The organism is Microcoleus sp. Pol12B5, assembly GCF_036701335.1.
In the GTDB taxonomy this organism is placed as follows: Bacteria; Cyanobacteriota; Cyanobacteriia; order Cyanobacteriales; family Microcoleaceae; genus Microcoleus.
The window spans coordinates 1-26,530 of record NZ_JAUBQQ010000065.1 but is presented as its reverse complement, the minus strand read 5'-3'; the positions used below and the strand labels follow the sequence as shown (position 1 = coordinate 26,530).

The window sequence follows — 26,530 nt, the reverse complement described above, 5'->3', positions numbered from 1 at the left end:
GGAATTATTGCAAATATTACTAGATGTAACTTAATATCAGTATGGCACTGAACAGACAACCGCTATAGTTATGTCTTTACCACTTCTGAAGCGAGAGTTAGGTGTTTTCGGGGCAACTCTCATGGGCCTGGGATCGATTCTTGGCACGGGAGTATTTGTGAGTATCGGGATTGCGGCAGAAGTTGCTGGGCCGGGAGTGATTTTGGCTGTAGGTATTGCAGCTTTTGTTGCTGTTTTTAATGGTCTTAACAGCGCTCAATTAGCGGCAAATCATCCTGTTAGCGGCGGTACTTATGAATATGGCTACAAATATCTCAATCCCTGGCTGGGTTTTACAGCCGGCTGGATGTTTTTATTGGCGAAAACGGCTTCTGCGGCTACTGCAGCTTTAGGTTTTGCTGGGTATTTTTTAAATGCAGTTGGTGTAGCCGATCGCACTTACCTGATCCTAACAGCTTTATTCGCCCTCGCCGCCCTCACTTTAATTGTATTGACGGGAATTAGGCGATCGAATATTGCCAATACTGCCATAGTCTCAGTTACACTTCTATCCTTAGCGGTGTTTGTTGCTGTCGGTTTGCCAGAAGTAAGATGGGAAATGCCCGCACTACAGAATCATAGCTCGATCGGCTCCATCTTCCAGGCCACCGCCCTGATGTTTGTCGCTTATAGCGGTTACGCCCGCATCACCACAATGAGCGAGGAAGTGCGGGAACCGAGGGAAACCATTCCCAAAGCCATAATTTTCACTTTGGTGCTGACAATGCTGCTTTACGTCGGGGTAGCAGTAGTTGTCGCGGGCGGGGGGGGAGCCGATAAATTGTCTTTACAACCAGGCGGCACGACTGCACCTCTGGAAGTCATCGCCCGGAGTTTCCGAATTCCGGGAGTTTCTCAACTGCTAGCCGTCGGTGCAATTACCGCTATGTTGGGAGTCTTGCTGAACTTAATTTTAGGGTTGTCGCGCATCTGGCTGGCGATGGGGCGGCGCTTGGATATGCCGAGAGTCTTGGCGCGACTCAATCCTTCGGGGACAACTCCCTACGTGGCTGTGGTGGTTGTCGAAGTTACGATCGCACTTTTAATCCTCGTCGGCGATGTCAAAACCACTTGGTCATTTAGCGCTTTTAGTGTTTTGATTTACTACGCTATCACCAACCTCGCCGCGCTGCAACTTTCCCCCGCCGAAAGACTTTATCCGCAGTGGTTGGCTTGGGTGGGTTTGGGGAATTGTCTGTTTCTGGCTTTCTGGGTGGAGAGGCAAATTTGGCTGACAGGATTGGCATTAATTGTCGCCGGTTTAATTTGGCGGGCGATCGTCCGACTCCCGGCGAGAAACTAGAAGTGTGATAAATTGAAACAGCATCCCGAATTGTAGAGGGCCATGCCCGATCGAACTTCCGAGCTTGCGACTCAAGAATCTCCCGCATTCAGCGTCATCAGTCGCTATATAGCTCAAACCCTAATTACCATTCAGGAACAGCATCCCGAATGGATAACTGAAAAATACAGGAAAACCCCCTGGGCCAAACCTGATTTTCAGTCAGTTTTGATTGGAAAATTGACAAAAAGTTTTACAGTAGCCAGCGATACAGATTCCCTGCTGCTGACTGCAAAAAAATACCTACACATTCTGCTGATTCCAGAATTCGTTAATTCACCTCAATTCAGCAAATTATGTGCCAAAATTCAGCAGCTAGCCCAATCTCAAACAGCACCACCTAAATCACAAAACTCAGTTTCGTCAAAGCCTCCCACTCCCACCACAAATCAAACAAATTCGCTTCCTATCGGCATTGCTATCTTGCTGCTAGATGTCGAAAACTTGCAACTCACCCTCGAAACCGAAAAATTCCTAGAGGGAATTTGCCACTATCCCATCCAAATCAAAGTTGCCTTTGCCAACTGGCGCAGCATGGGCAAGAAAGATGCCGAATTTCACCAGCGCGGCTATCAACTAATTCACGTTCCCCCCGGCAAAGACAGCGCTGACTTAAAAATGGCTACAGTCGGCGCATCGATTTTCGTACATTATCCCACAGCCAAAGAGATTTTTGTCTGTTCGTCCGATCGCGCCCTCACTCACCTCAGCAATACACTGCAAGCCCACGGACTAACCGTATTTCAAGTCCGCAAACAAATAGATAAAATCATAGTTTTAAACAGCAAAACCGGACAAGTTGAAACCCATTCCCTTGTAACCATACCGGAAATTACACCTCTCGAAGAATTAGTTATTCAGCTAAAAGAATTAATCAAAAAAGAGCAGAAACGAACCTCAACTCAGTGGATAAAACTTTCCACTATTTCAGCTTTATTTAGAGAAAATTACGGCTTAGTCCTCAATCAAGTTGTTGCCCATCATTTGCTCGGTACTAAGACCAGGGATATCTTTCTGAAATATCCCACCGATTTTGTCCTCCACAAACCATCAGAAACTTCTCACACTTATGTCACTCTTTTTGAAGTGAGATTGTCGCCCCCACCGCCAATACTAAGCCAAGAAAATCTGAATAACCACCAGGCAGCACCTGCAACTTTGACAGATATTAATTCTCTGGAAGACTTGGAAAGAGCTCTGGTCAAAATAGTTGGAGACTTAACCGACAACTCTCCTGAAAATTCTGTATTTCTCTCCAATGTAGGCAGCGAATTTCACCGACAATACGGCAAACAAATTACCCAAATAATTAAAGATTTTAATCTCGGTAGGAAATTTACTAAATTTTTGCAATCCTGCGCTTCTCTCCAGCTAAAAAAAGCCGAAAAAGGCTGGCAAGTTTCCCTCAATTAATTAAAACTTAAAATATATAGCCATCCTAAATAATTTGTGAATTTCTTACTCCCTCCCCTTGATAAGGGGAGGGTTGGGGTGGGGTAAAAAATTTACGACTCCTGCAAGGATTGCTATATCAACATCCCCATTACTAGCAACTTGAGTTATCATACAATCTGGACGTAAAGAAATGTAAAGGGATATGCACGACAAAGTTGTGGTTGTGGTGGGTGCGACTGGCGGCATCGGTTCAGCAGTGGCCCGGAAACTTGCTGATGCGGGTGCGAGGCTAGTGCTCGCCGCCAGAGACAGCAGTAAATTAGACGCTTTAGCTAGCGAAATTTCGGCAACAGAGGTACTGTGCGTACCCACAGATATCACCGATTTGCCACAAGTCGAGACGTTGATGCAGACAACTCTGGAACATTTCGGACAAATTGATGCCCTCATAAACGCCGCTGGTGCTGGAATTCTCAAGCAGTGGAACAAGTTAGAACCCGCTGATTTAGATGCAATGCTTGACTTAAACTTAAAAGGCAGTTTTTACACGTCTCAAGCAGCGGCGAATTTGATGAAAGAGCGCAAATCCGGCCACATTTGTAATGTCATCGGAATTTTGGGCAAGCATTCGATGGCGATGGGAACGGCTTACTGCGCTTCAAAGTTTGGGGTAGTTGGTTTCAGCAAGTGCATGGCAGATGAGCTGCGACGCTACGGCATTAAGTTTACGCTATTCTATTTTGGCGGGGTGGATTCTCCGTTTTGGGATAATGTGAGTTTGAAGGTAGACAGGTCAAAAATGCTGAGTACCGAAACTGCCGCCAATGCGATTATGTTTGCTCTTTCGGCTGACCCGCAAGCTGTGCCTATGGAGATTAATATTCAGCCGGAAAGTCATTTGTTCTTTTAGCTATTGAGGAATGATTTGAATGCAGAACGCAGCGGAAGCTGAAGGCAAGAAAAATTATGATATTTTTAGGTTTGAGAACTTGTACAGCACTTAATTATGTAGGTGCACGGGCTGGCACACCTTACCCCTATAAGTAGTGTGTCAAGCCATTTTTTTGCCTTAGTCCTATTGGCCAAGACCTAGCGACCAAATCCAAGTTATCGCAGACACCGGGTTTCTTTTAATTGCCGACCTATTTCTGCCTTCAGGAAGAGTTAGGGTATTCAATCTTTAGGTTATTATTATGTGGTTACGCAATAAAAAGTATGAAAAATATCCATTACTCAGTCCCTCCCTTGCGATTTTGCCTTGAAAATCAGCAGATTTTCCATTTTTCAGTTTCCATTTTCAATTATTGATTATGGAGTTCCATCGCATTCAATTTTACGTTGAAAACGCTAAAATATCCCGCGACTGGTTTGTGAGCCAGTTAGGCTTTCAATCAATAGCAGGTTATGCCAATAGCCACACTCACACTGAAGTTGTCAGCAGTGGCAATGTATGTTTTGTTTTATCTTCGCCCCTGACACCCGCTAGTCCCGCTGCTAGTTGGTTGAAGTTTCATCCTCCAGGGATTGCCGATGTAGGTTTTCGGGTAAAAAATATTGAATTAGCGGTAGCTAGAGCGGCTGCTGAAGGCGCTAAAATCCTGGAACCGATTCAAGAAGACCTAAACGCAGGAGGCTATTTTAAGCGGGCAAAAATCGCGGGCTGGGGAGATTTAAGCCACACGCTCGTGGAGCGAATTGGTAGCCATTCACTGCTATCGGCTTCGGATAAGCTGCCGTTGTTTACCCGGATAGACCACGTAGTGTTAAATGTTGAATCTGGGGACTTGTCAAGTGCTGTGAGTTGGTATCAAAAAATATTAGGTTTTCAAGCGCAGCAAAATTTTGACATTCAGACTGAGAAATCGGCTTTGCGGAGCCAAGTTATGGTGCACGCTGAAGGTGGGGTGCAATTCCCAATTAATGAACCGGCATCAGCTAATTCTCAAATTCAAGAGTTTTTGAGTGCAAATCGGGGGCCGGGAATTCAGCACATGGCTTTGCAAACTAATAATATTGTGGGTGTTGTTGCCGATTTGCGATCGTGCGGTTTGCCTTTTCTGCCAGTTCCTCCAACATACTACTCCGAATTACAGCAGCGGCAAGACTATTTGCCCGCAGATTGGCAAGCAATTGCAGCTTGTCAAGTTTTGGCAGATTGGCAAGATGATACTCCTGCAGCAATGCTGCTACAAATCTTTACCCAGCCAATTTTTGCAGAGCCGACTTTCTTTTTCGAGATTATTGAGCGCCGAGTTAGTTTAGTTAACGGGAAACAGGTGCAAGCTGGAGGTTTTGGGGCAGGGAATTTTCGAGCTTTGTTTGAGGCAATTGAACGTGAACAAATGAAGAGAGGAAGTTTGATAGATGATTGATAAAACTTCCACTTTTTCGGTCATACAGGCGTGTTAATCAGCACTGCGATATCTTTCCAACCGTAGGCTATTTCTTTGAGTGCAACTCCTGCTCTACTTGTTTGCTGTTCGTCTACTTTTTCACCTCCTAAGAATTCATAAAACCTATAGGCTGAATTGTCTCCTAGTACCCAAACTAGCATGGAGTTCAAACTTAATTCGGCCAATTTTGTGGCAACTGTTCTCACGAGTTGCCGTCCAATTCCTTGACGCTGATATTCCTCCAAAATATAGATGGCAAATAATTCTCCTTTATATACATATTTACCGGTGCGCTCGCAACCACCCGCAGCAAAACCCACAATTTCTCCCGATTCATTCTCAGCAACGCAGACAAAAACCCCAGTATTTTTGACGTTTGTCAGGGTTTCTTGCCAACGGCTTTCTGCTTTTTCATAGGACAGTTGCGCGAGGTAATCTGCTGGTACAATTTTTCGGTAAGCTGTCCGCCAAGTATCTAGATTCACCCGTGCGATTGCAGGTGCGTCAGCGATTTTAGCTTTTCTTACAATCATCAGAACATACTCCTTTCTGGCCCTGAAATTCTATTTTCAAGTCTAGGGCAACTATACGATCGCGTCCTTCTAGTTTAGCTCGATACAGCGCTCGATCGGCCTGTCCAATTAACTCCTCCACCGATAGACCAGCAGCAGGTACAGTAGTAGCGATCCCCATACTGAGAGTTATAAACTTACTTATCTTGGAAGCAGCATGAAAAATTTCCGCTGCTTTCAAATCGCTGCGAATTGCTTCAGCTACCCGCTTTGCTTCTTGCACATCAGTTCGCGACAAAATTACCGCAAATTCTTCGCCGCCGTAGCGGGCGGCTAAATCTCCTGCCCGCTGAGCGTTGCTAGCTAAAATCTCGGCTACTTGTTTTAAACATTCGTCGCCTCCTTGATGCCCGTAACGATCGTTGTAAAGTTTGAAAAAATCGATATCGCACAAAATTAAAGACAGCGACTCTTTTTCTCGCTCCATCAACTGCCATTCTAACTCCAATTTTTTGTCAAAACAGCGGCGGTTGGGAATTTGAGTCAATCCATCCACCGCAGCGAGGCGCTGCAATTCCATGTTAGCTGCTTGTAATTCTAATTTGGCTTGTTCTAAAGCTAAATTTTGTCGAGCTAATTCTTCACTTTGGCGTTTTTCTTGTTCGTACAAAAATCGGATTGAAGCTTCAGCTTCTTGCAATTCTTGCTCTGCATATTTGCGCTTGACAAATTCTCCTAATTGAGAACTTACCACAGCTATGATCTGAAGTAAATCTTGATCCGGTGGCAGTTCTTCCCGGCAAAAAAAAGTCATTACTCCTACAACTTGGCTCCTAGCGTGAATGGGGAAACCGAATCCCGATCGCAGTCCCGCTTCCTCTGCCAAGCGCGATCGCACGAAACTGGGATCGCCCACAAGATCAGTAATCCACTGCGTAGAACCGCTTCTGGAAACCGCTCCCGGCAAACCCTCACCCGCAGCCAAAGTAATCTGCTGATCATTTTCGGCAAACTCCCTAACTTCCTCCGCAGCCTGCCAAACTGCCACCCGCTGCCAACAAGGAGTTTCCTCGATCGGACAACAAAGTGGCAGGCACCAAAGCGGATCTGTTTCAGATTTTATTTCCTCACCCAATCTAGTTTCTTTCTCCGCCTCTGCCGGCATCCAAAGTTCGCCAAAATCCCACCCAAAACTTTGGCAAATAGCTTGCAAAATTTTCGGACTTGCGCTATCTAGAGAAGTTGATTCTGACAGGATATGAGTAACAGCATACTGTGCTTCTTGACACTTTTTTATGCGTTGTTGTTTGGTAATGTCTTTGCCGATATAAACAAAATCTTGTATAACCTCGCTATCTCCATCCTTGCTTCCTGTGCTTGTCTCAAAATTAGAGCATGAAAACGCAACAATCAGCTTTAAACCTATTTTCGTTTGGCAAGCTACTTTTACTTGAGGCCAATATTGGCTTTTAAGTGCAGGAGGTAGCTGGCTGACTTTGCGTAACAATTCCTCCTCTGCTGTAATCAGGGATATGGATTGGCCGATTAATTCCGATTCGGTATACCCAAATAATTGCTGTGCAGCTTGATTCACTTTTTTGATTTGGCCCGATGTTCCTGTTACGAACAAAACATCCCCTAGGGAATTAATAATTTTGTCAATATAATCGCCAGCCGCAGCTAACTTATCGCCTTTAATACTTGTTTTATTGGCAGCCTGAAAGATAGTTGGCTGACCTCCAAGGCTATCTGTCACATCTTCACATAAAATAATCAATCTGTCAGCATTGGCTTGTCCCTTATAACCAAAAATGTACAAATCTAGATACAAATAAGATCCGTCTTTGAGAACTCGGCTAATTGATTTTAACTGACAATCTTGCTGTCGTTCTTCAATAATATCTTCAAGGATTCCTTCAATGCCGATTAGTTCAGGAAAACTATCGCGCACGTCTTTTCCTTCGCCTACTTCCTCATGAATGTAGGCAAAATCTTGCACTTTCAAAGATATTTCTTTAATCTTAAGTTCCCGATCGACTGTGAGGTACTCAATCCTGCGTAAGGATAACAGCTTATAAAGAAGAATATTAATACTTCTGGGGCTGCTCTCTACAGTTAATGTGGGAAGCATCTCGTTATTGTAGAGCATGTCTCTCAAAGGTTAGCCGGTAAAGTTAGTTGTTGTTTGGCTGCGATTTCTCATGGGAATTTTTATCCTGGCAAATGTCATCACCTGTTACCGCTGGCTAATTTATGCAAACAGTACACTTTGGATTCTCCAAGCAGTTTTTTGCTTATTTTAAAAATGGGACCAAATATTAATTGAACCAATTTTTTTTGAGAAAACGAAGTCAAAATCAGCCTCGATTGAGGTTGAGATTTATGAACAATATGTAGCGGTTTACACTATTTGTGCGGCACATTTTAATTTTAAATTCCCCGATATGGCTGACAACCGCTCAAGTTGAGGAACAGCACAGTTTAATTCAAATGTTTGCTTTAATTAGCACCATTCCTATAGACCTTACCTCCCCTGGGTATTTGTGTCAATTTTTGTAAAGAAAGTGTTACCTTTAAATGATATAGTATCGAAGGATTTGTATAAAAGCTTAAAAATACTCTGCTAAATGCTGAGACTTATTACCGACTTTGACGGCCCGATCATGGACGTGTCCGATCGCTACTACCGAGTTTACCAGTATTGTCTCGCCGAGACTCAACGTGAGGGGCAACCAGTGCGGGAACTCCCCAAGGCAGAGTTTTGGGACATGAAGCGCGCGCGGGTTCCCGAAACCGAAATCGCCATCCTCTCAGGATTAGACGCAGCCCAATCCCGCGATTTTGCCCAGAAACGCCGTCAAACCGTCCACACCCTACCCTACATGATTTACGATCGACCAGTTCCCACCGCTCTGGAGACTCTCGAAAAGGTGCAGCGCGCTGGAGTAGACTTAGCGGTGATGACCATGCGCCGCGTTAGGGAACTAGATGAAGCCTTCAACCGCTGCAATTTAGGGCAATTTTTCCCTGAAAACCGCTGCTATTGCCTCCCCAACGATTACGTCAAAACCGGGGATGTCAAAGATAAGCCCCTGTTAATGGCAAAAGCTCTCGCCGAACTGCCGCCGGCTTCTGACACTTGGATGGTTGGGGATACGGAGGCAGATATTATAGCAGCAAAAACGCACGGTGTCAAGGTAATTGGTGTTTTGTGCGGAATTCGCGATCGCACCCAACTAGAAATGCACCAACCGGATTTAATTGCTAACAATTTGAGCGAAGCAGTTGAGATTATTTTAGATAGTCAGTAGTCAGTTGTCCGTTCAGTAGTCAGTAGTCAGTAGTCAGTTGTCCGTTCAGTAGTTAGTAGTCAACAGTCATCAATCATTAGTCAACAGTCATTAGTTATTGGTAATTGTTAATTGGTAATTAGTAATTGGTAACAATCAACTAACTACTAACACCTAAAAACTACGAACCAACCAATAACAATTAACCAATAACAATAATGAACTACTGCCAACTGTCAACTGCCAACTGTCAACTGACAACTGACTATCGCAGAAAACTGCTGACCAGCCACAGAATTAAAAACGTAAACAAAGCGATAAATTTCTCTGTTGTTATAAATGCCGGACTGACCAAAGAACCCAAAAATCCTCCCAGCAACAAGCCTATAACCAAGCCAGCCACAGTCAGCAGCACGGCGCGACCAAATTTTTGTTCCTTGCGATTAACAAAATAAAGACAAGAGCCGACCCCAAGAGCCAGAGTCAACTGTAGTAAACCATCATTAGCCGCCGGATAAATACTCAGTCCGCCTAACCCGACATAAACCCCAGCCGGCCACAAAATGTCCGATCGACTAGGAGTATCGATCATCCGCTGCAACCAAGCTGGGCTGCCACTAGGAGGAGAAGGAGTAAAGCTTGGGGGTGGGGGAGTCAGCCGCTCGGGAAAGCGGATGCGCTCGGGCACTTTAATTTTACCTTCCTGTCGCTGCCGCAGGCGATCCATAAGGATCGCATCGTAAGCTGCTTCGAGCAATTCCAAACGTTTCTTGTCACCGCTGTACTGCTCAGCTAGGCGCGTGCGGGCTTCTTGCACTTCATCAAAAGAAGCATCTTCATCGACTTCAAGAAGTTGATAGGGAGTTGGCTCACTCATGGTAATAACCCGCTGAAGACTCTCGTTATAGAGCAATCTTAACAAGAGGGGAAAGCGGGGCGGGAGCTCTGCCGCTTTCCCAAAAGTTTTCCTGCTAGTTTTTGGTGCTTTAAAACAGGAACCAGCAAACCTTACGAAAATAGAAACTAGAAGGCATTTGGCATTCGTAAATAAAAAATAATGAATCCAAAGATTTTTATTTTTATCTTGGCCGTCTAAAATTTTACCTTCTGCCAAATGCCCTCAGAAGGGACTTGTCCTGCAGGCGCTCACAATTCCAGACCACTGGACTTTTTTAAGTCGATCGCGGCGGTAAGAAAAAAAGCGAGCCGAGTCAGAATAAGTACAGAAAGGAGCGATCGCCACTTGAGAACTATCGATCCCCAACTGCTGCAATTGCAAAGCATTGCAGAGACGAACATCCAAGCGTACCTTTCCCGGTTCTGGATCGGCCAAGACAGGCGTTTCCGGCAGTTGGTGCAAAAACTCTAGAATGCCGTCGGCTGTCGCACTAACGGCACTCTTAGGAGCAATGGTGGCTCCCAGTTCCGCTGCTACTTCCACAGATACCTGGTAAACCTCTCCAGCGATCGCCGGCCCCATAGCAATCTTCAGATTTTCTAGTTGACTGCCTTGTGCCACAAGTTGAGCGATCGCCTCTGGTAATATCTTAGCAGCAGTCCCGCGCCAACCCGCGTGAACTGCCGCAACGAGTCCCGTGCGATCGTCAGCAATCAGCACCGGCACACAGTCAGCCGAGCAAACCCACAGCGCCTCCAATTCTCGCTCTGCCACCAAGCCATCAGCCTCAGCATAGCTTGAGGCAGCGGTTTCCGGTTTCTGAGCCACAACCGGAGACAACTCAGTGGTTTTGAGTACCGCATTGCCGTGTACCTGTTGGAGTCGGTAAACCTTAGCTCCAGGTTCGAGAACTTCCGTCAGATCGATCGGCCCCTGGGGCGAGAAATCGCGAGTAAAAAAGCCGTGAGACCAGCGAGAAAGCAAGCTACAAGTCAGATAGGGCAAGCCTTCAGAACTCTGCCAGTCCCAACTGATACCGTCAGGCCCTCCGCCACACTCAGAGTCAGGAAAATTTGTCAAGCGATCGCCAGCTACAGTCATGAAACCTATCCTTACCCAAGCGAATCATTTAGCTTGTATTCTAAACAATCAAAAATTTTGTCCGCGAATTTTAAAAGCAGGGCCAGCTTTCAGGAAAAAATCGCGATGAGTAGGCGGTTTTAGAACAACTCACATCTTGCAGCCTTCTCGCTTAACAGGTTTTCCGGCCTGTTCCAGAAAGAGTAGATTTTCTTGTGGGGAGTAGGGGTTGGGCAGGAGAGCACGCCCTGAAAAGATTATTGAGAATGGTGCAATATTTCAGGACGATCGACAGCGCAGAAATTTTGCAGAATCTGACAGATATAGGCAACTAATTAACATAGACGAACGCCAAAGCGCTATCATCAGTGTGGCCCTAAGACACTTTTACGCAAGTGCCATCAGGATCAAAAAAACCGGATATCGATCGCAAGTGAATGCGTAAGGCATTTGAGCTTGTTCTATGTGCAAAAAAAATTGCCTCAAGCCCGGTAAAATCAGTTAGGCCTGTATATAAAGACAAGGATTGCCATACATTCGATCCTGACTTCGAGATCCTTGTGCCCCCTGTTGAGTTGGGAAAAAAAATCGTGAAACCAGTTCCAGACAAGCAAATAACAGCCCCTTTGAAGACCAAACAGCAAAAAAAGAACCCTACAGGCGCCCGGACTCGATCGCGCCTTTTGTCCGATCGCTCACTGCTGGTGGGACTGGGTTGCCTTGCCAGTCTGGGACTGCTCAGCAAAGGTTTAGTTTGGGCCCAAGCCGAAACTCCGCCAGCAGAACAAGCCGTCCCCGGCGCAGCAGAACTCCAGCCATTATTTGAAGCTCCTCTCCCGCCCCCGGAACCCGAATACAGCCAAGGGTCGCCAGAACCCTACGCTGAACCGCAGGCAGAAGTTCCACCGTCGGAGCCTTTCGATGCCGCACCGGCCTGGGAGCCTGAGTACGCCAGCGAAACACCTCCCACCCAATATTATCTGCCGGAGCCAGCGCTGATTCCTTTGCCAGAAGCGACGGCCCAGGAGCCGCCTTTTGAAGCGCCAGTTAACCCAGCCCACGCTGAAATCGACCAAACAGACTACAGCGTTGGCGCTACCAGTGAGTACGAAGCGCCAACCAGGATAGAGTTTGCAGAACGATCGACTGGGTGCGAAGGAGAAGGCGGTTTGTGCGCGCCTCCTCCTGTTTCCGAGCCGGTGACGGCAGATGCAGGAGAACCCAACTACAGACAAGAACCTCCGATCGCAGACGACGGCTATATTGCAGCCCCTCCTCCTCGAAATCTGCCAGAAAGCCTTCCGGGCGAGGTTCGCGGAACTGTTGCCGGAAATAGTAGCGGGAATCCTGTCAGCAAAATCGGTCAAGCCGTTCAACAAATAGGCAGCCAGGTTTGGGGAGGTTCAAACCCGCCGGAATCTGCTTACGCACCCCCGCGCTACTCGGCTAACGCAGGATACTCAGCTAACGCAGGATACTCAGCTAACGCAGGATACTCTGCTAACATCGGCTACTCCGCAAACACTGGATATTCAGCAGACGCTGGGTATTATGCCGACTCTGCATCTTACGGCGGCGGCCCTCCAGCGCCCAGCATGGGACTCGGGCCGGTTCAAGTCGGTACCGTTAGTGTCAGCAGCGGCAGCAATACCGGTTTTGCTTACTACAATCTCACGCCCCGTCCCGCAGGCCTGCCCGGAAATGGCAACACCAGCTTGCTGTTTCCGCTATCTATTGCTTCGGCAATTACTTCGCCCTTTGGGTGGCGGACTCATCCGGTTATGGGCTACGGCAGGTTTCACACCGGAACGGACTTGGGGGCCCCGATGGGAACGCCCGTACTGGCAGCCTATGCGGGTCAAGTGGCGATCGCCGATTGGTTGGGCGGCTACGGTTTGACGGTAGTTCTCAACCACAGCAAAAAGTCTCAGGAAACTCTCTACGGACACCTTTCGGAACTGTTTGTGAAACCGGGAGAGTTCGTGAAACAGGGAGAGACGATAGGTCGCGTCGGGAGTACGGGAATGTCTACAGGGCCTCACCTTCACTTCGAGGTTCGGCAAATGACTGACCAGGGTTGGGTGGCGATCGACCCGGGTTCTCAGCTAGAATTCGCTCTGGCAAAAATGATCGGCAGTTTGGAAACCGCCAAAGTACCACAAATGCCAAAAATGGTGGAAATACAAACCGCTAGCTCACTCAAGGATTGGGAAAACGATCTGCCTCAGCTTCCACCTCTGCCGCTGGGAATGGACATCGAAGTTCACAACCTCCAGCCGCCATTCCCGGAATTCTTAAAAGCTGATACTTCTAAACCCAAAGATGCCGAAGCCGTCAAACCCAAAATTCAGAAGCAAGCTAACAGGTAAAAATTGGGGATTGGCTAGATAAATTTTCTTGTGGAGCGGTCGAAAAGCGCACCCCACAAGAAAATTAATGTTTTGTGCAACGAGCTCGCGAGATCGTTGCTTTTCATCGTTACCAGGCTCTTTCCGGTAACGATGAAAAACTGATAAAAAATGGTAACTTGCAGCTTATGCTAATAGCGCAGCATTTGTGGGAATTAATTTTATTTCTGATTATTGTAGTCGGGCCGATTCCCTTAAGCTTGTCTCTGGCGGCAGAGAATCAGAAAGAAAACAATAACTATTCATTTCCCCATTTTCTCCTCGTACTCGTGACGGGATGGAGCATTGCACAAGTTTGTATCGGCTTGATTTTAGGAAGTGCCGATCGACTAAATATTACTGCGGTGATTATAGCAGAAATTCTGATTTGTGCGATCGGCTTAATTCTGATTTATGCCAAAAACCACAAAACTTTTACCTTCTCGCAGTGGCAGATTCCCCAACTCAAGCAACCTTTGGGCTACTCAGAATCCCTAATTATTGTTGCCACCGCTGTTGTAGGAGTTGTGCTGTTGGAAACTCTAGCAAGCAAACCCACAACCAATTATGACTCATTGTGGTTTCACCTACCTGCGATCGCCCGATGGTATCAAACCAATTCATTGACATTATTAGATGCTGCTGGAAATTGGATTTTTGAGCAAGAACAAGCTAGAGTATATCCCTACAATTGGCACGTTTTATCTGCTTTGTGTGTGCTTCCCTTCGGAGAAGATTTTCTAGCAGCTTTTCCTATGCTAATTGCGTGGCTGCTTGAGGGAATTGCCGTCTATCTATTAAGCGTAAAATTTGGAGCAACCCGACTTCACGGTATGGCAGCAGCATCTTTAGTATTGACAGTACCGATGATGCTCAACCAAGTTAACACCCTTCAGCCAGACTTACCGCTAGCTGCAATATTTACAGTTGGTTTATATTTTGGTTTATCCTATCATAGCAGCAGAGCGCAATCTGAACTATCCCTATTTTTGGCAGCCGTAGGAATGCTAGCCGGAATAAAAATCACTGGCATAGTCTATGCAGCCTCACTTTTAGGAGGATTAGCAATATTAGAAATTAAAAGATTCGCGGTTAATAAAAAATCTACATCAGCTAAATTTAAAATTCGCCACTTTCTCAAACCAGTCTTGCTGTGGGGCGTAGCTTGTTGCTTACTTTTAGGAGGTTTTTGGTATGCGAGAAACTTGCTGCAAATCAATTATCCTGTCAGCGAAGTCGGCGATATTAAAGTTCCCTTAGAGCCTGTTCCCTTACCGTCTCCCTTACCTGCACCAACACCTCCGGTACAGCAGCCACCCGCTTCGCCACTTCTAAAGATTTGGCAAAGCACTTTAGCAGCTCAATTTAATCCCAGCAATATTTCCCACTGGCAAACTGTCGGCTTACAAATTATCATTAGATTGCAACTGCCCTTTCTGGCGATCGCACTTCAGGTATTGGCAGTACCTCTTGCGTTTATTCAGGGTAAAAATACAATAATTAATCAAAATAATATTATTTTAATAATACTTCTCGCCAGCACAGGAATTCTGTATATAATTACACCTTACACCTCCGGGACTGTTGGAGAGTCGATCGGTCAACTCAGCCCTATACTCGGTTTTAACCTCAGATACGGATTTCCCTTTTTAAGCGTACTCGCCGTCGCCGCAGCAGCTACAGCAACTCTCTTGAAAACTCCAAATAAATTTATTCTGACAGTGGTTTTGGTTAGTGGTTTGTTGGGTATTACTAGCAACACAATTTTTGATTATATTAAAAATGCTTCTTTCACCGGGGATAGTATTGTTTGGGGGAGTTTGTTGATTGACAATTTGAAGTCTAGCCCCATAGAAGGTATTAATAGTATCGGAGAAATATTACGCCCCAGTTGGCCATATATATTACCATATCCAATATTTTATATTGTGTCACTGACTCTGGCTGCGATATGGTTGAAAATAAATCCGGGATTCGGATGGCTTAATCATCTATTTCCTACCCGAAAAAAATCGATTTACCTAGTAATAATTGGTGTCTGTATAGGATTGGTAGTAATTGGTCATTGGAGGGAAAAGCGAGATATTGCACGTACCGAACTGTATCGTGGTATTTACGAATATATTGATAAAAATACAGTACCAGATGAAAGAATAGGCTTCTTTTTAAGTTCGCGCAGCTACCTGTTTTACGGGAGAAATTTGGACAGACAAGTTTTATATGTACCATTTAGAGCCGATCGACTTTCGGAATGGATTGACAACCTGCGGCAAAATAAAATTAGGACTGTGGGATTCGGGCCCCTGACTGAGACAAACGCAGCTACCAGAAAAGCTTTATCTTGGCTGACAAGTGCACAGGGCCCGCTGCAACCAGTTTTCGGTAAAGATTTTAATACTGAGTCGGTGCTATATCGCTTGAAAAATTAAAAGTTATTAGTTACCATGAACCAAGCTAAAACTCTATTTTCAATTATTGTTCCGACCTACAATCGCCCCGATAAATTAGCGGCGTGTATTCAGTCTTTTGTGGAAATTGAATATCCGCGCGATAAATTTCAAGTTATCGTAGTCAACGATAGCACCGAAATTTCTGTAGAAAATACAATTTTGCCTTTTCAAAATCAGCTAAATATCACACTTCTGACACAACCAAACTCAGGCCCTGCAACGGCGCGAAATACTGGCTCTTTTGCCGCAGAAGGCAAATTTTTAGTGTTTACAGACGATGACTGTACTGTGGGGGTAGATTGGCTGCAAAATCTGGAAAAGCGATTTGTGGAAACACCAGATTGCTTAATCGGAGGTCGAACTGTAAACGCGCTGCCGGATAACATTTATTCTACTGCCAGCCAGCAACTGATCGATTACCTTTACACTTACTATAATGCTATTGGCGATCGTGCCCAATTTTTCACTTCTAACAATTTTGCCCTTCCCGCTGAGGCTTTCCAAAAAATCGGCGGCTTTGACACGACTTTTTCTCTCGCGGCTGGAGAAGACCGGGAATTTTGCGATCGGTGGTTGCATTCGGGCAATGCCGCAATTTACGCTCCCGAAGTTATAGTTTATCACTCACACGCACTAACTCTTCGCAAATTTTGGAAACAGCAATTCAATTATGGTAGAGGTGCTTTTTTGTTTCAGCAAATGATCTCGAAACGCGGGGCTAATGGGAAACTACAACATCCGTCATTTTATTGGAACTTGCTAACTTATCCCTTTTTCCACGCACCGGGCTTTCAAAAGCTATTAATTGCTGCATTGTTTTTAGTTTCTCAGGCGGGAATTGCTGCGGGATTGTTTTGGGAGAAAAACAAATTTGTTGAGGAATAGAGTTTGATTATTGAACCGCAGAGAACGCAGAGAACGCAGAGAGAGAATTACAACTGTTCCCGCTGTTATGAGGTACAATAACAACAATGAGCCAACCAAGTTTTTAAATGTTGAGAATTTTTAAGTTGAGGGTACTTGCAATTATTCTATCAATCATAAAGGTGGTAGTTAGAGCGAACCTATGTAAAAAACATTTGAGTTGTAACCACCACAGTTCAATGGAGTCAAAATCTGGGGAGTATGGGGATAAACACCTAAATCAATTTATCTGGGAAGCAAGTTGAGTTGAACTCAAAGCCTAATGATTAAAAAGTTTTCACAATTGAGCGGTTTCTCCCCTGCTCTTTAGCTTCATATAATACTTTATCAGCCGCAGCAATCAAGATTGAGGGGTCAGAGGTGTTCTGGGGAACTATACTGAAAACGCCCAGACTCAAGGTGACGTATTTATTAACAGCAGATTGAGCGTGGGCAATTTTAAGATTTAGCACTTCATTCCGCATCGCCTCAGCGACTTTTAGCGCTCCTTCAGCTTTTGTATTAGGTAGAATTACAGCGAATTCTTCACCTCCGTAACGAGCCAATATATCTGCCGGACGAATAGCACGGCTAATAGCTTGAGCGACTTGCTGTAGACAGAAATCCCCGGCTAAATGACCATAAGTATCATTGTATTTTTTGAAATAATCAATGTCACCTAAAATCAAAGATAAGGGTAATTGATCTCGTGCCATCCGTTCCCACTCTTTATTGAAAGATTCATTAAACTGACGACGATTAGCGACTCCTGTTAAGCTATCTAAAGAGGCGAGACGCTGTAGCTTAATATTAGCTTCGACCAAAGCAGATTCAGCTTGTTTACGATCTTTAATTTCCTGTTGTAGCAATGTATTTTGCTCGGCGATTTTCTGTGCTTGCTTCTGAAGTTGGAGATAAAGATTGCGGATAATTAGTTGGTTTTTAATGCGAGCTAAAACTTCGGCTGACTGAAAGGGTTTGCTAATGTAATCTACCCCTCCAGCATCAAAGGCTTTTACTTTATCAAATACATCATCGAGAGCGCTGATAAAAATTACTGGAATCTCCGCTGTTTGTGGATGAGTTTTGAGCAACGAGGAAACCTCATAGCCATCCATTTCTGGCATCAAGATGTCAAGTAAAATCAGAGCGGGGGGAGAATTTTGGGCAACTTTTACAGCTAGCTGACCGTTAATTGCCTTCCGGACTTGATATCCAGACTCAGTAAGGATAGCGGACAAAACTCGGAGGTTGTCTGGATGATCGTCAACGATGAGGATATCCCCAATGGAAGCGGGTACTTGATGACTATTCATTAATAGATGCTCGGATTAGATCAAAAAGTATATCTAAGCGAAAGTTATTAACCAAATCTGTGAGGGTGTGTGCTAAACTTGCCTCGCTTTCGGGAATTTGGTCAATTAACTGCAATATTAACAGGTCGTTACCACAAAGCACCTCTTGTCGGAACTGTGCTATCCACTCAGAAGACATGATATTTAGATCCTCTGGTGTTAAGTTTCTCGGTGTTGCTGGCTGAGGTGAGCTATGCGACAAATCCTCTTGATAAAGATAACGGACTCCTAAGTGTTGAGCCATTTTGTCAAATAGTATCGACTCTCGGAAAGGCTTATGTATAAAGTCATCGCAGCCTGCTGTCATAATCTTGGCTCGATCTTCGTCAAAAGCACTAGCAGTTAAAGCAATAATTTTTGTTGCGTTGGTAAGTGATAAGTTGGCAGGTAAGTTGTGATTCTCTCCAGCTACTCCACTTTGCTGTTCCAAAGCTTTTATTTCTCTAGTTGCTTCGTAGCCGTCCATGACGGGCATTCGCATATCCATCCAGATTAGGTCCGGTTTCCAAGTTGACCACAAAGCGATCGCTTCTTGACCGTTAACCGCTTCTCGCACTTCAAATCCTAACGGTTTAAGTATTTTTAAGAGCAACTGACGGTTCTCTTCGACATCCTCAACAACTAGAATGCGGTACACAGGTTGATTTGGCTCTAATCCAATAACCTGCTGGGTAATCGATAAACTCTTCTCATCAGGTTCAGCAACCTCGCTCGCGAGGATATCAAATGTGAAAATTGTTCCCTGACCGAGTTGACTGCTGACAGCAATTTCTCCTCCCATCATCTCTATAAATTGTTGGCTGATGGGTAAGCCTAACCCCGTTCCTTGCATCGATTTGCGACCTGCTTCTGTTTGGACAAAAGGGTCAAATAAATTATCCAGTTCATCGGGGGCAATGCCGGGGCCAGTGTCTTCAATTTCAAACAACAAATAGGTTTTATATCTGAAGTTGTGGAGGTCAGATTTTTCGGATATCCGACCCTTTTTCACTCGCAATGCAATGTGACCAGAAGCAGTAAATTTTATGGCATTTCCCAAAAGATTAATTAAAACTTGACGCAATTTATTTTCGTCAGCTTGCACGTATTGGGGAGTATTTGATGCTGGTTGTTCAAAAGTTAGCTGCAAGCCTTTGGAAATCGCTTTGAGTTTGAGCATCTGTTCTAGATCGTTCAGTAGCTGATACAGGTCAAAGCGATTTTCATTGAGCGTAGTTTGACCTGCTTCAATTTTAGCCATTGACAAAATATCGTTGATTAAATTGAGCAAATGTTCGCCACTACGATTGATGATTCTTAGCTGTTCTTTTTGCTCAGAGGCAACGGAACTACTGCGAACCATCACCTGGCTAAAACCGAGAATGGCGTTGAGAGGAGTACGCAGTTCGTGGCTCATGTTGGATAGGAAGCGGCTTTTAGCGATGGATGCAGCTTGGGCGGCTTGGAGCGCTTTTTGCAAGGCTGCTTCTGCCTTTGTGCGTTCGCGAAGCGCAGCTTGCTGTTCGCTGACATCTATGGCATGACCTACGGCACGAATTGCTTGTCCGTTGGCATCTCGCGCGATCGTACCATAATCGGACAGGTAAACGTAGTGACCATCTCGATGGCGAAGTCGGTATTCCAACACGTAATAACTTTGAGTTTCGTTCGCAAAGGCTTCAGATAGTTGCTGAGAAATTTTGGGGAAATCTTCTGGGTGAACGTGTTCGTTCCACCACTCGAACTTAGCTTCAGCTTCTTCAGGAAGGTATCCAACGAGTTCAAACAATCCCCGCGTTCGTAAAATGATATTCTGCTTGAGATCCCAGTCGTAAATAAATCCTTTTACTGCCGATGCTGCTAGTTGAAAACGCTCGTTGCTTTGTTGCAGCGCTTGCTCCATTTGCTTGCGATCGCTAATATCGAAAGCTAAACCTTGAAGCACTTGAGTCTTTCCGTCAGCGCAAAAAACGAGATTGGCTCGATCTCTGAGCCAGAGCGTTTTGCCATTGCAAGTTATCATGCGATACTCGACGCTCAATGGTTCTCCCGTAGAAATCGTGGTGCTGACAGCTTGCCAAACGCGATTGCGATCGTCTGGATGGACGTAGTTCGCCCAACTATTAAAAAAGCCAGCAGACCACTCTTCTGGAGGAACTTCCAGCAATTGTTGCAGTTGCGGGCTGATGTAAGCTTCTTCGGTTGTTGCCTCAAGCGGAGAAATATAAACGACTCCGGGAATTTGTTCGATTAAGGTGCGATATTTATACTCTGCCTGTTTGAGCTTTTCTTCTGCAAGTTTGCGATCGGTAATATCTAATATCACCCCATGCCAAACTTTAGAACCATCTTCGCGGCATTCGGGTTGAGCTTGGGCGCGCAGCCATCTTTGTTTTCCAGAAGGAGTTATATTGCGCCATTCAGAAGTGAGAGGTTGCACGTTTTGAACGGCGCGAACAACTGCTTCTTTATGCTCAGGTTCGTCTTCAGAAGAAAATTGCTTCAAAAGGGTACTTTGCTCTTCTAGTGCCTGCTCCGGCTCAATTTCAAACATATCTCGGCAACCGAGACTGATATATTCAAACTTGGCCGAACCATCGGGATAGTATCCATAGGAGTAAAGGGTTCCCGGAATGGTAGCCGTTAGGTGTTTGAGCCGACCTTCGCTAAGGCGCAGTGCTTCTTCTGCTCGTTTGCGATCGCTCACATCTTCGACAATGTACGACAATCTCGGACCGCCCTCAGAGCCAATGGTAATCGGGCAAACGCTGGCAGATAGCCACTTTTGCTCTGTAGGAGTTTCGTGAGCGTATTCAAATCGTACTGGAGCTTGAGTTTTTACAGCTTCCCAGTAATGGCTGAGCCAAAGTTGCAGGAGCGATCGCGGCATTCCCGATTTGCCAACTAAGTGATTCTGCATCGCCTCTGGGGTGCTGCCGAAGAACTGCGCGGTTGCTGGGTTCGCAGATAGATGCAAAAAGTCATCTTCATACAGCTCTACAATGCCCATCATCATGACGCTACTGTTGAAGAAAGCTCGCAAGGTAGACTCGCTCTGCCGCAACGCTGCTTCCATTTGTTTCAGTTCGGTGAGGTTACGCAGACTAACCACCACACTTGAAATAGTGCCATCTGCTTCAAGATAAGGAGCGTAGGTAGTGCTGACAAATTTCTCTTCGCCGTTGGGATATTTAACCCACAGTTCGTATTGGACGATTTCCCCAGTTAAACATCGATCCAGATTTGGTTTTAGTTGAGTTTCAAACAGGTCTGTACCCAAAACTTGACTAATAGCATTTCCGACTATCTCTTCCTCACAGCGCTGATGCCAAGTTAAGTATGCTTGATTAACAATTTGATAGGTATAATTGCGATTGATTAAACAAATTGCATCAGTAGTAGCAGCAACAATCTTTTCGTATCGTCGCAGGTTTTCTTCAGCAAGTTTGCGATCGGTGATATCTCTCCCTACTGCTTGCAATTCTACGAGCTGGCCGTTGTCATCAAATATGCCTCGGTTAATCCATTGGGTCCAACGTATTTTCCCGCAAACAATGACTCGATTTTCAACAGTAACAACTGAATTTTGCCAACTGATTTTATTGACGGATTGAGTGACATATTCTCGATCTTCCTCAAGCACAACGGGTTCGTAGTTACATCCCACAATTTCTTCCCGCTTTATGCCAAAAAATTGACAGTAAGCTTCGTTGACATAAGTAAAAGTGCCATTAGGTAATAACCGAGCAATGAGTTCTGTCTGATCTTCAAGAATGGCACGATAACGCGCTTCGCTTTGTCGCAGTGCCTCTTCTGCCTGTTTGCGAGCAGTTATATCAGCAAACGAGCAAACAACTCCCTTAGGAAGAGATTTATCAGATCGAAATATAGGTCGAGTATTAATGGAAATCCAGGTAAAACTACCATCTGGTTTGTGGACTCCCATCACCACGTTAGAGAAAGCTTTATTCGTTCGCAGCGTCACCATTGCCGGGTGTTCTTCTCCTGGGAAGGGGGAACCGTCTTCGCGAACGGTTCGCCAAGCGGGATCGAGGGAAGTGCGCCCCATCATTTGCTTGCGAGACAAGCCCAAAATGCGTTTGGCACTGGCATTACAAGTACGAATCGCACCGTTGGCATCTTGCAAGACAATACCCTCGGCCATTGCTGCTATTACAGTACGGTACTGTTCTTCACTTTCTTGAAGCGCAGCTTGCGTTCGCTTGCGTTCGGTGATGTCGCGCACAAGACACACGACCTCATCGGCACCGCTGTTTACAATGCGCGTTTCGTAGCTGTAGATGCCATCCGGTTTTTGCAGGTCGTGTTCGTAAATTTGTAGCGTTCCGGTTGCCGCTGCTGCCTGGAAACGTTCGAGCAAGTCGGTTTTAATTTGTTCGGGAATGGGGGTGTCCTGTAACTTTTTGCCAATTAGCGCTTCGCGCGGCATCAGTAAGGCACTCTCATTTCCCGCCACATCTAAATACGTGCCATCTACCCGATGCCGCACCATCAAATCGGGTATCGCACTCAAAAGCGCCTGCATTCGTTCTTCGCTTTTCCGCAGTGCGGCTTCCGTCCTCTTGAGTTCGGTAATATCTGTAGAAATACCGCACAAGCCATAAACATCGCCGTCAGAATTTTTTAGAGGAACTTTGGTCGATAAAACGTGATGCAGCTCTCCATTACTATCGATTCCAATTTCCTCAAAGCGATGGACGACACCGCTGTTTGTTACGCGATCGCAAGTTTCTTTGTAAGCTAGAGCAAATTCTTCAGCAAAAAATTTGCAATCGTTCGCTCCGATAATTTCAGATGCGCTATACCCAAAAAATTCCTCAGTTAAGCGATTGACATAGACGTAGGTGCCATTCAAATCTTTGATATAAATACAAGCACCTGCATTATCTAGGACGACTGATAGTTTAGCTTCGCTGCGCCGTAATTGGTCTTCTATTTGCTTGCGTTCCTCAATTTCCTGCTCTAATTGAGCATTTGTTTGAGTCAGTGCAGCCGTACGTTCTTGTACCTGAGTTTCTAGAAGTTGATTGTAATCTTTTAAGAGTTGTTCTGATTGTTTGCGCTCGGTAATGTCGGTAAGAGTGCCGATGTAACCGATGATGTTATCATCAACATCTTTTTCCGGGATCGCTTGTGCCAATACCCAGATAATGGTGCCATCACGTCGCTGTAAGCGGAGTTCGCAGTAATAGGGAATGCCTTGTTGTACGAAGCTATACCAAGCAATAGTAACGCGATCGCGATCGTCTGGATATAGCCTTGTTGCCCAACCCTCACCGATTAATTCTCCTAAAGAAAGTCCAACCATCTCTAAACAGCGTTCGTTGCCGTACACGCAATAGCCTTGAGTATCGTTACGGAATATGCCGACAGGGGCAGTTTTCGCTAAAGTAGCAAAGCGTTGTTCGCTTTCCTGCAATGCTTTTTCTGCTTGTTTGCGTTCCGTAATGTTGGTAACAATTCCGGTGGCAAACCAGTAATCTTCAGACTTATGCTTTTTAGCGAGCAAAGTGTTAGATAACCAAAGCAAATTGCCATTTTTATGGGAGAATCGATACTCTATAGTTATTTGCCGTCCGGCATACAAATCTTGCATTGCTGGCAGAACGATTGCCTCAATATCTTCGGCAGGAACTCTAGAAAGCCACAAATTCGGATCGGCAGCAAATTCTTCTCCTTTGTAGCCAAGAATCTCCTCTCCATTGGGAGAATAGTAGTCGTATTCCCAGACTTTATCGGGATGGATGCGGGCAGAGGAAATAAAAGCGGCTGTATTGTCAAGCACTTCTTTGAGTCTGGTTTCCGATGCTTTCAGAGCAACTTGTGCTTGTTTGAGTTCCCGCAGCGCGGCTTGCCTTTCGGCAATTCCCTGCCGCAATTCCTTATTTGCTGTTGCGAGTAGGGCACTACGTTGTTTGACTCTGACTTCTAACTCGTCGCGAGCCTTTTCTAGAGCTGCTTCTGCAACTTTGCGGTCGCTGATATCGCGAGCGATCGCTAAAACCGATTGCACCGAGCCATCACTGCCAAACTCAGGCACCACACGAGAAGCATAATAAGTTAGCCCTGCAACAGATGGAATTTCGTATTCAATGTTTTGCTCGCAACCTGTTTCAAATACTTGCTCAATGGCTGTTCGCCAAAGATTAACTAACGAGTTGGGCGTACCCAACTCGTTAATAGTTTTACCGATAAACGCGGCAGGAGGAATTCCCGATTGTTTTTCAACCGTGGGGTTGATATAGAGATAGCGACATTCCCGATCTAATCGCATGATAATGTCGGGTGCATTTTCTACTAGAGCGCGGAATTCTTGTTCTCGCTGTTGCAGGGCTGCCTCTGCTTTTTTGCGCTCGGTAACATCAATCGCTACCCCGCCAACCAGCACTTGACCCGATGAACTTGGTAGCGGAAACTTGTAAACCAAAAACTCACCAATGCTGCCGTCCGCGAGGGGAGCCATTTCAATTACTTCGAGCGTTTGATTGGTTTCTACAACTTTGCGAATATTTTTTAAATATTCCTGCCCAAACTCAGCCGGGTAGATGGGGAGGTCTGTTTTGCCAACTGAATAGTTGGTTGGCAAATTGAACATTCGGGAGTAGGTTTTGCTGAAGTAGAGAAGTCGCCCATCTCTATCGGTAATCCAAGCAGCGGCAGGGCTGTAATTCATAAATGCTTGGAAGCGGGCTTCACTTTCTTTTAAGGCTGCTTCTGCCTGTTTGCGTTCGCTAATGTCGCGCAGAAAAACGGTAAAAACTTTTTCCTCTGACAATTCCAATTGAGAAATTGAGGCTTCAGCCGGAAATTCCGTACCATCTTTACGACGACCAATAATCTCGCCGCGCTTGCCCATCTTCCTTGCTGTTTGGGGGGATTGGGCAAATTGCCTTACGTGCTGCTGATGGTTTGCCGCAAAGCGTTCTGGCAAAAGTCGATCGAGTGTCTGACCGAGCATTTCCTCGGAAGTATAACCAAAAATCCGTTCCGCGCCCTGGTTGTATAAGGTAATGCGTTGGCTGGAGTCTACTGAGATAATGGCTTCGTCGGCAATGTCTAGAACCCCAGAGAGGCGTGCTTGAGAGGCTCGCAGTGCTTCCTCTGCGCGATAGCGATCGCTGATATCGCGAGCGCAGGCAAAATTGTATTCTTTCCCGTTAAATTCCAGGTAATTCAGCGTTATTTCAACGGGAATAACACTGCCATCTTTTCTGGAATGTTGAGAAGTAAATGAAAGTGTTTTCTGCTCTTTTAGTTCTTGCCAATGGTGCGGCCATACCTCAATGGGAAAATTGGGATCGGCATCCCAGACACGCATCGACAGCAACTCTTCGCGAGAATATCCTCTTTGCTCGCAGGCTGTTTGGTTCACCCGCAAAATTCTGGCATCGCGATCGACCCAGGCAAGGCCGAGAGAGGAGTGTTCGAGCGAAAAATCAGCCAGTTGCAGTTGTTCTTCTATTTGCTTGCGTTCGGTAATATCTTCAAAGAGATAAAGCCGTCCGAAATAGCGATCGCTATCGTCGCGAATTTGTGTCGAAAAACGACGAATCGTGCGCCCATCGCTAAAAGGAATTTCATCTTCAACAACGGCTCGATTCTCTTCACTTTGCAACGGTTTACAGGATTCGGCAAAAGCCGGAACATCTGCAAGTACGGGCAGGCAGTGAGGAACGATATCGTTGTTTTTTAGTTGACCCCGCTGCATCTGTTCTTCTAAGTGTTCGATACCCCAGATTTTGCAGAAGCGGTGATTGAAGTAGAGAATGGCATCGCTACGGTTATCTACAACAAAAAAAGCGAGTGGCGAGGCCTCAGTCATCGAGCGCAGCAAGGTTTCTTTCCAGCGCAGCTCTGCTTCAGCCTCCTTGCTTTCTGTAATATCGGTAGAAGAACCCACCATTCTAATCGCATTGCCGTTGTCATCCCACAATGCCTGACCGCGATCGAGAATCCATTTATAAGTCCCGTCTTTACATAAAATACGGTGTTCGGTTTGGTAAAAAGGTGTTTTTTTAGTAAAGTGATTTTCGATTGTTTCCATTACCCAGGTAAAATCGTCTGGATGGACTCGTTTAGCCCATTCATCTAGATAGTGAGAAATTTCGCAGTCTTCATAACCCAGTATTTTCTTCCATCGCGCTGAGAAAAAGACTTCATTCGTTCTGACATTCCAATCCCAAATTCCATCTTTGTTACCCCGCAATGCTAACTGCCAGCGTTCTTCACTTTCTTTCAAAGCATTTTCAGCCTGCTTGCGCTCCGTGATATCCATGCTGACGCCAAGTAAGCGAGTGCGCGAATCGGGATCTACTAAAGGCGTTAAGGTGGTGAGAAAGCAACAACTCTGTTCTCCAAAAGGCAGATTCTCCTCGTAAGAGATTGTTTTACCTTGCTGCAAACAGTCATGGTAAGTAGCTAGACAAAATTAATTACATAGTTTTCTCCAAATTCTTTCAGGATTTTTTCCACAGAGGTAACAAAAG

At 45.5% G+C, this 26,530-nt stretch carries 14 protein-coding genes; 8 read left to right on the top strand and 6 right to left on the bottom strand.

What is annotated here, in order from left to right:
• Window positions 1-70 precede the first annotated feature (70 nt).
• The 4 genes from QUA24_RS21805 (at window position 71) to hppD (ending at window position 5,148) form a co-directional block, all read left to right on the top strand.
• A complete protein-coding gene (locus QUA24_RS21805; RefSeq protein ID WP_333232016.1) occupies window positions 71-1,342 on the top strand; it encodes an APC family permease in 1,272 nt (423 codons plus the stop codon).
• Window positions 1,343-1,384: 42 nt separating this feature from the next.
• Complete coding sequence (locus tag QUA24_RS21800; protein WP_333232014.1) at window positions 1,385-2,794, top strand: NYN domain-containing protein; 1,410 nt, start codon at window positions 1,385-1,387, stop codon at window positions 2,792-2,794.
• A 184-nt stretch (window positions 2,795-2,978) separates the two neighbouring features.
• Window positions 2,979-3,686, top strand: a complete 708-nt coding sequence (locus tag QUA24_RS21795; RefSeq protein WP_333213311.1) for an SDR family oxidoreductase — start codon at window positions 2,979-2,981, stop codon at window positions 3,684-3,686.
• 400 nt (window positions 3,687-4,086) lie between these two features.
• A complete protein-coding gene (gene hppD / locus QUA24_RS21790) occupies window positions 4,087-5,148 on the top strand; it encodes a 4-hydroxyphenylpyruvate dioxygenase (RefSeq protein ID WP_333232012.1) in 1,062 nt (353 codons plus the stop codon).
• 20 nt (window positions 5,149-5,168) lie between these two features.
• On the opposite strand, the gene QUA24_RS21785 is transcribed toward hppD, so the two are convergent.
• On the bottom strand, window positions 5,169-5,702 hold the full coding sequence (locus QUA24_RS21785; protein ID WP_333232010.1) for a GNAT family N-acetyltransferase: 534 nt from the start codon (window positions 5,700-5,702) through the stop codon (window positions 5,169-5,171).
• The gene (locus QUA24_RS21780) at window positions 5,683-7,830 is read right to left on the bottom strand and encodes a diguanylate cyclase domain-containing protein (protein ID WP_333232008.1); all 2,148 of its coding nucleotides are present in this window, start codon (window positions 7,828-7,830) and stop codon (window positions 5,683-5,685) included. Before QUA24_RS21780 ends, QUA24_RS21785 begins: the two co-directional genes overlap by 20 nt.
• 478 nt (window positions 7,831-8,308) lie before the next feature.
• On the opposite strand from QUA24_RS21780, the gene QUA24_RS21775 reads away from it, so the two are divergent.
• A complete protein-coding gene (locus QUA24_RS21775; RefSeq protein ID WP_333232007.1) occupies window positions 8,309-8,992 on the top strand; it encodes an HAD family hydrolase in 684 nt (227 codons plus the stop codon).
• A gap of 244 nt (window positions 8,993-9,236) precedes the next feature.
• Here QUA24_RS21775 and QUA24_RS21770 read toward each other — a convergent pair whose 3' ends face one another.
• Both QUA24_RS21770 and pgeF read right to left on the bottom strand, forming a co-directional pair.
• Complete coding sequence (locus QUA24_RS21770; RefSeq protein ID WP_333232005.1) at window positions 9,237-9,848, bottom strand: CPP1-like family protein; 612 nt, start codon at window positions 9,846-9,848, stop codon at window positions 9,237-9,239.
• 243 nt (window positions 9,849-10,091) lie between these two features.
• Window positions 10,092-10,970, bottom strand: a complete 879-nt coding sequence (gene pgeF / locus QUA24_RS21765; protein ID WP_333232003.1) for a peptidoglycan editing factor PgeF — start codon at window positions 10,968-10,970, stop codon at window positions 10,092-10,094.
• A gap of 569 nt (window positions 10,971-11,539) precedes the next feature.
• Between pgeF and QUA24_RS21760 the strand changes: the two genes are divergently transcribed.
• The 3 genes from QUA24_RS21760 to QUA24_RS21750 all read left to right on the top strand — a co-directional run bounded on the left by QUA24_RS21760 (window position 11,540) and on the right by QUA24_RS21750 (window position 16,671).
• Window positions 11,540-13,318, top strand: a complete 1,779-nt coding sequence (locus tag QUA24_RS21760; RefSeq protein ID WP_333232001.1) for a peptidoglycan DD-metalloendopeptidase family protein — start codon at window positions 11,540-11,542, stop codon at window positions 13,316-13,318.
• Window positions 13,319-13,392: 74 nt separating this feature from the next.
• Window positions 13,393-15,765: a hypothetical protein gene (locus QUA24_RS21755; RefSeq protein ID WP_333232000.1), complete on the top strand. Its 2,373-nt coding sequence runs from the start codon at window positions 13,393-13,395 to the stop codon at window positions 15,763-15,765.
• Between the two features lie 15 nt (window positions 15,766-15,780).
• Window positions 15,781-16,671: a glycosyltransferase gene (locus QUA24_RS21750; protein WP_333231999.1), complete on the top strand. Its 891-nt coding sequence runs from the start codon at window positions 15,781-15,783 to the stop codon at window positions 16,669-16,671.
• 305 nt (window positions 16,672-16,976) lie between these two features.
• Here QUA24_RS21750 and QUA24_RS21745 read toward each other — a convergent pair whose 3' ends face one another.
• Entirely contained in the window at window positions 16,977-18,005 is a 1,029-nt protein-coding gene (locus QUA24_RS21745; protein ID WP_333231997.1) for a PleD family two-component system response regulator, read from the bottom strand.
• On the bottom strand, window positions 17,998-26,445 hold the full coding sequence (locus QUA24_RS21740; RefSeq protein WP_333231995.1) for a PAS domain S-box protein: 8,448 nt from the start codon (window positions 26,443-26,445) through the stop codon (window positions 17,998-18,000). The genes QUA24_RS21745 and QUA24_RS21740 overlap by 8 nt, the downstream gene beginning before the upstream one ends.
• Between the last annotated feature and the right edge of the window lie 85 nt (window positions 26,446-26,530).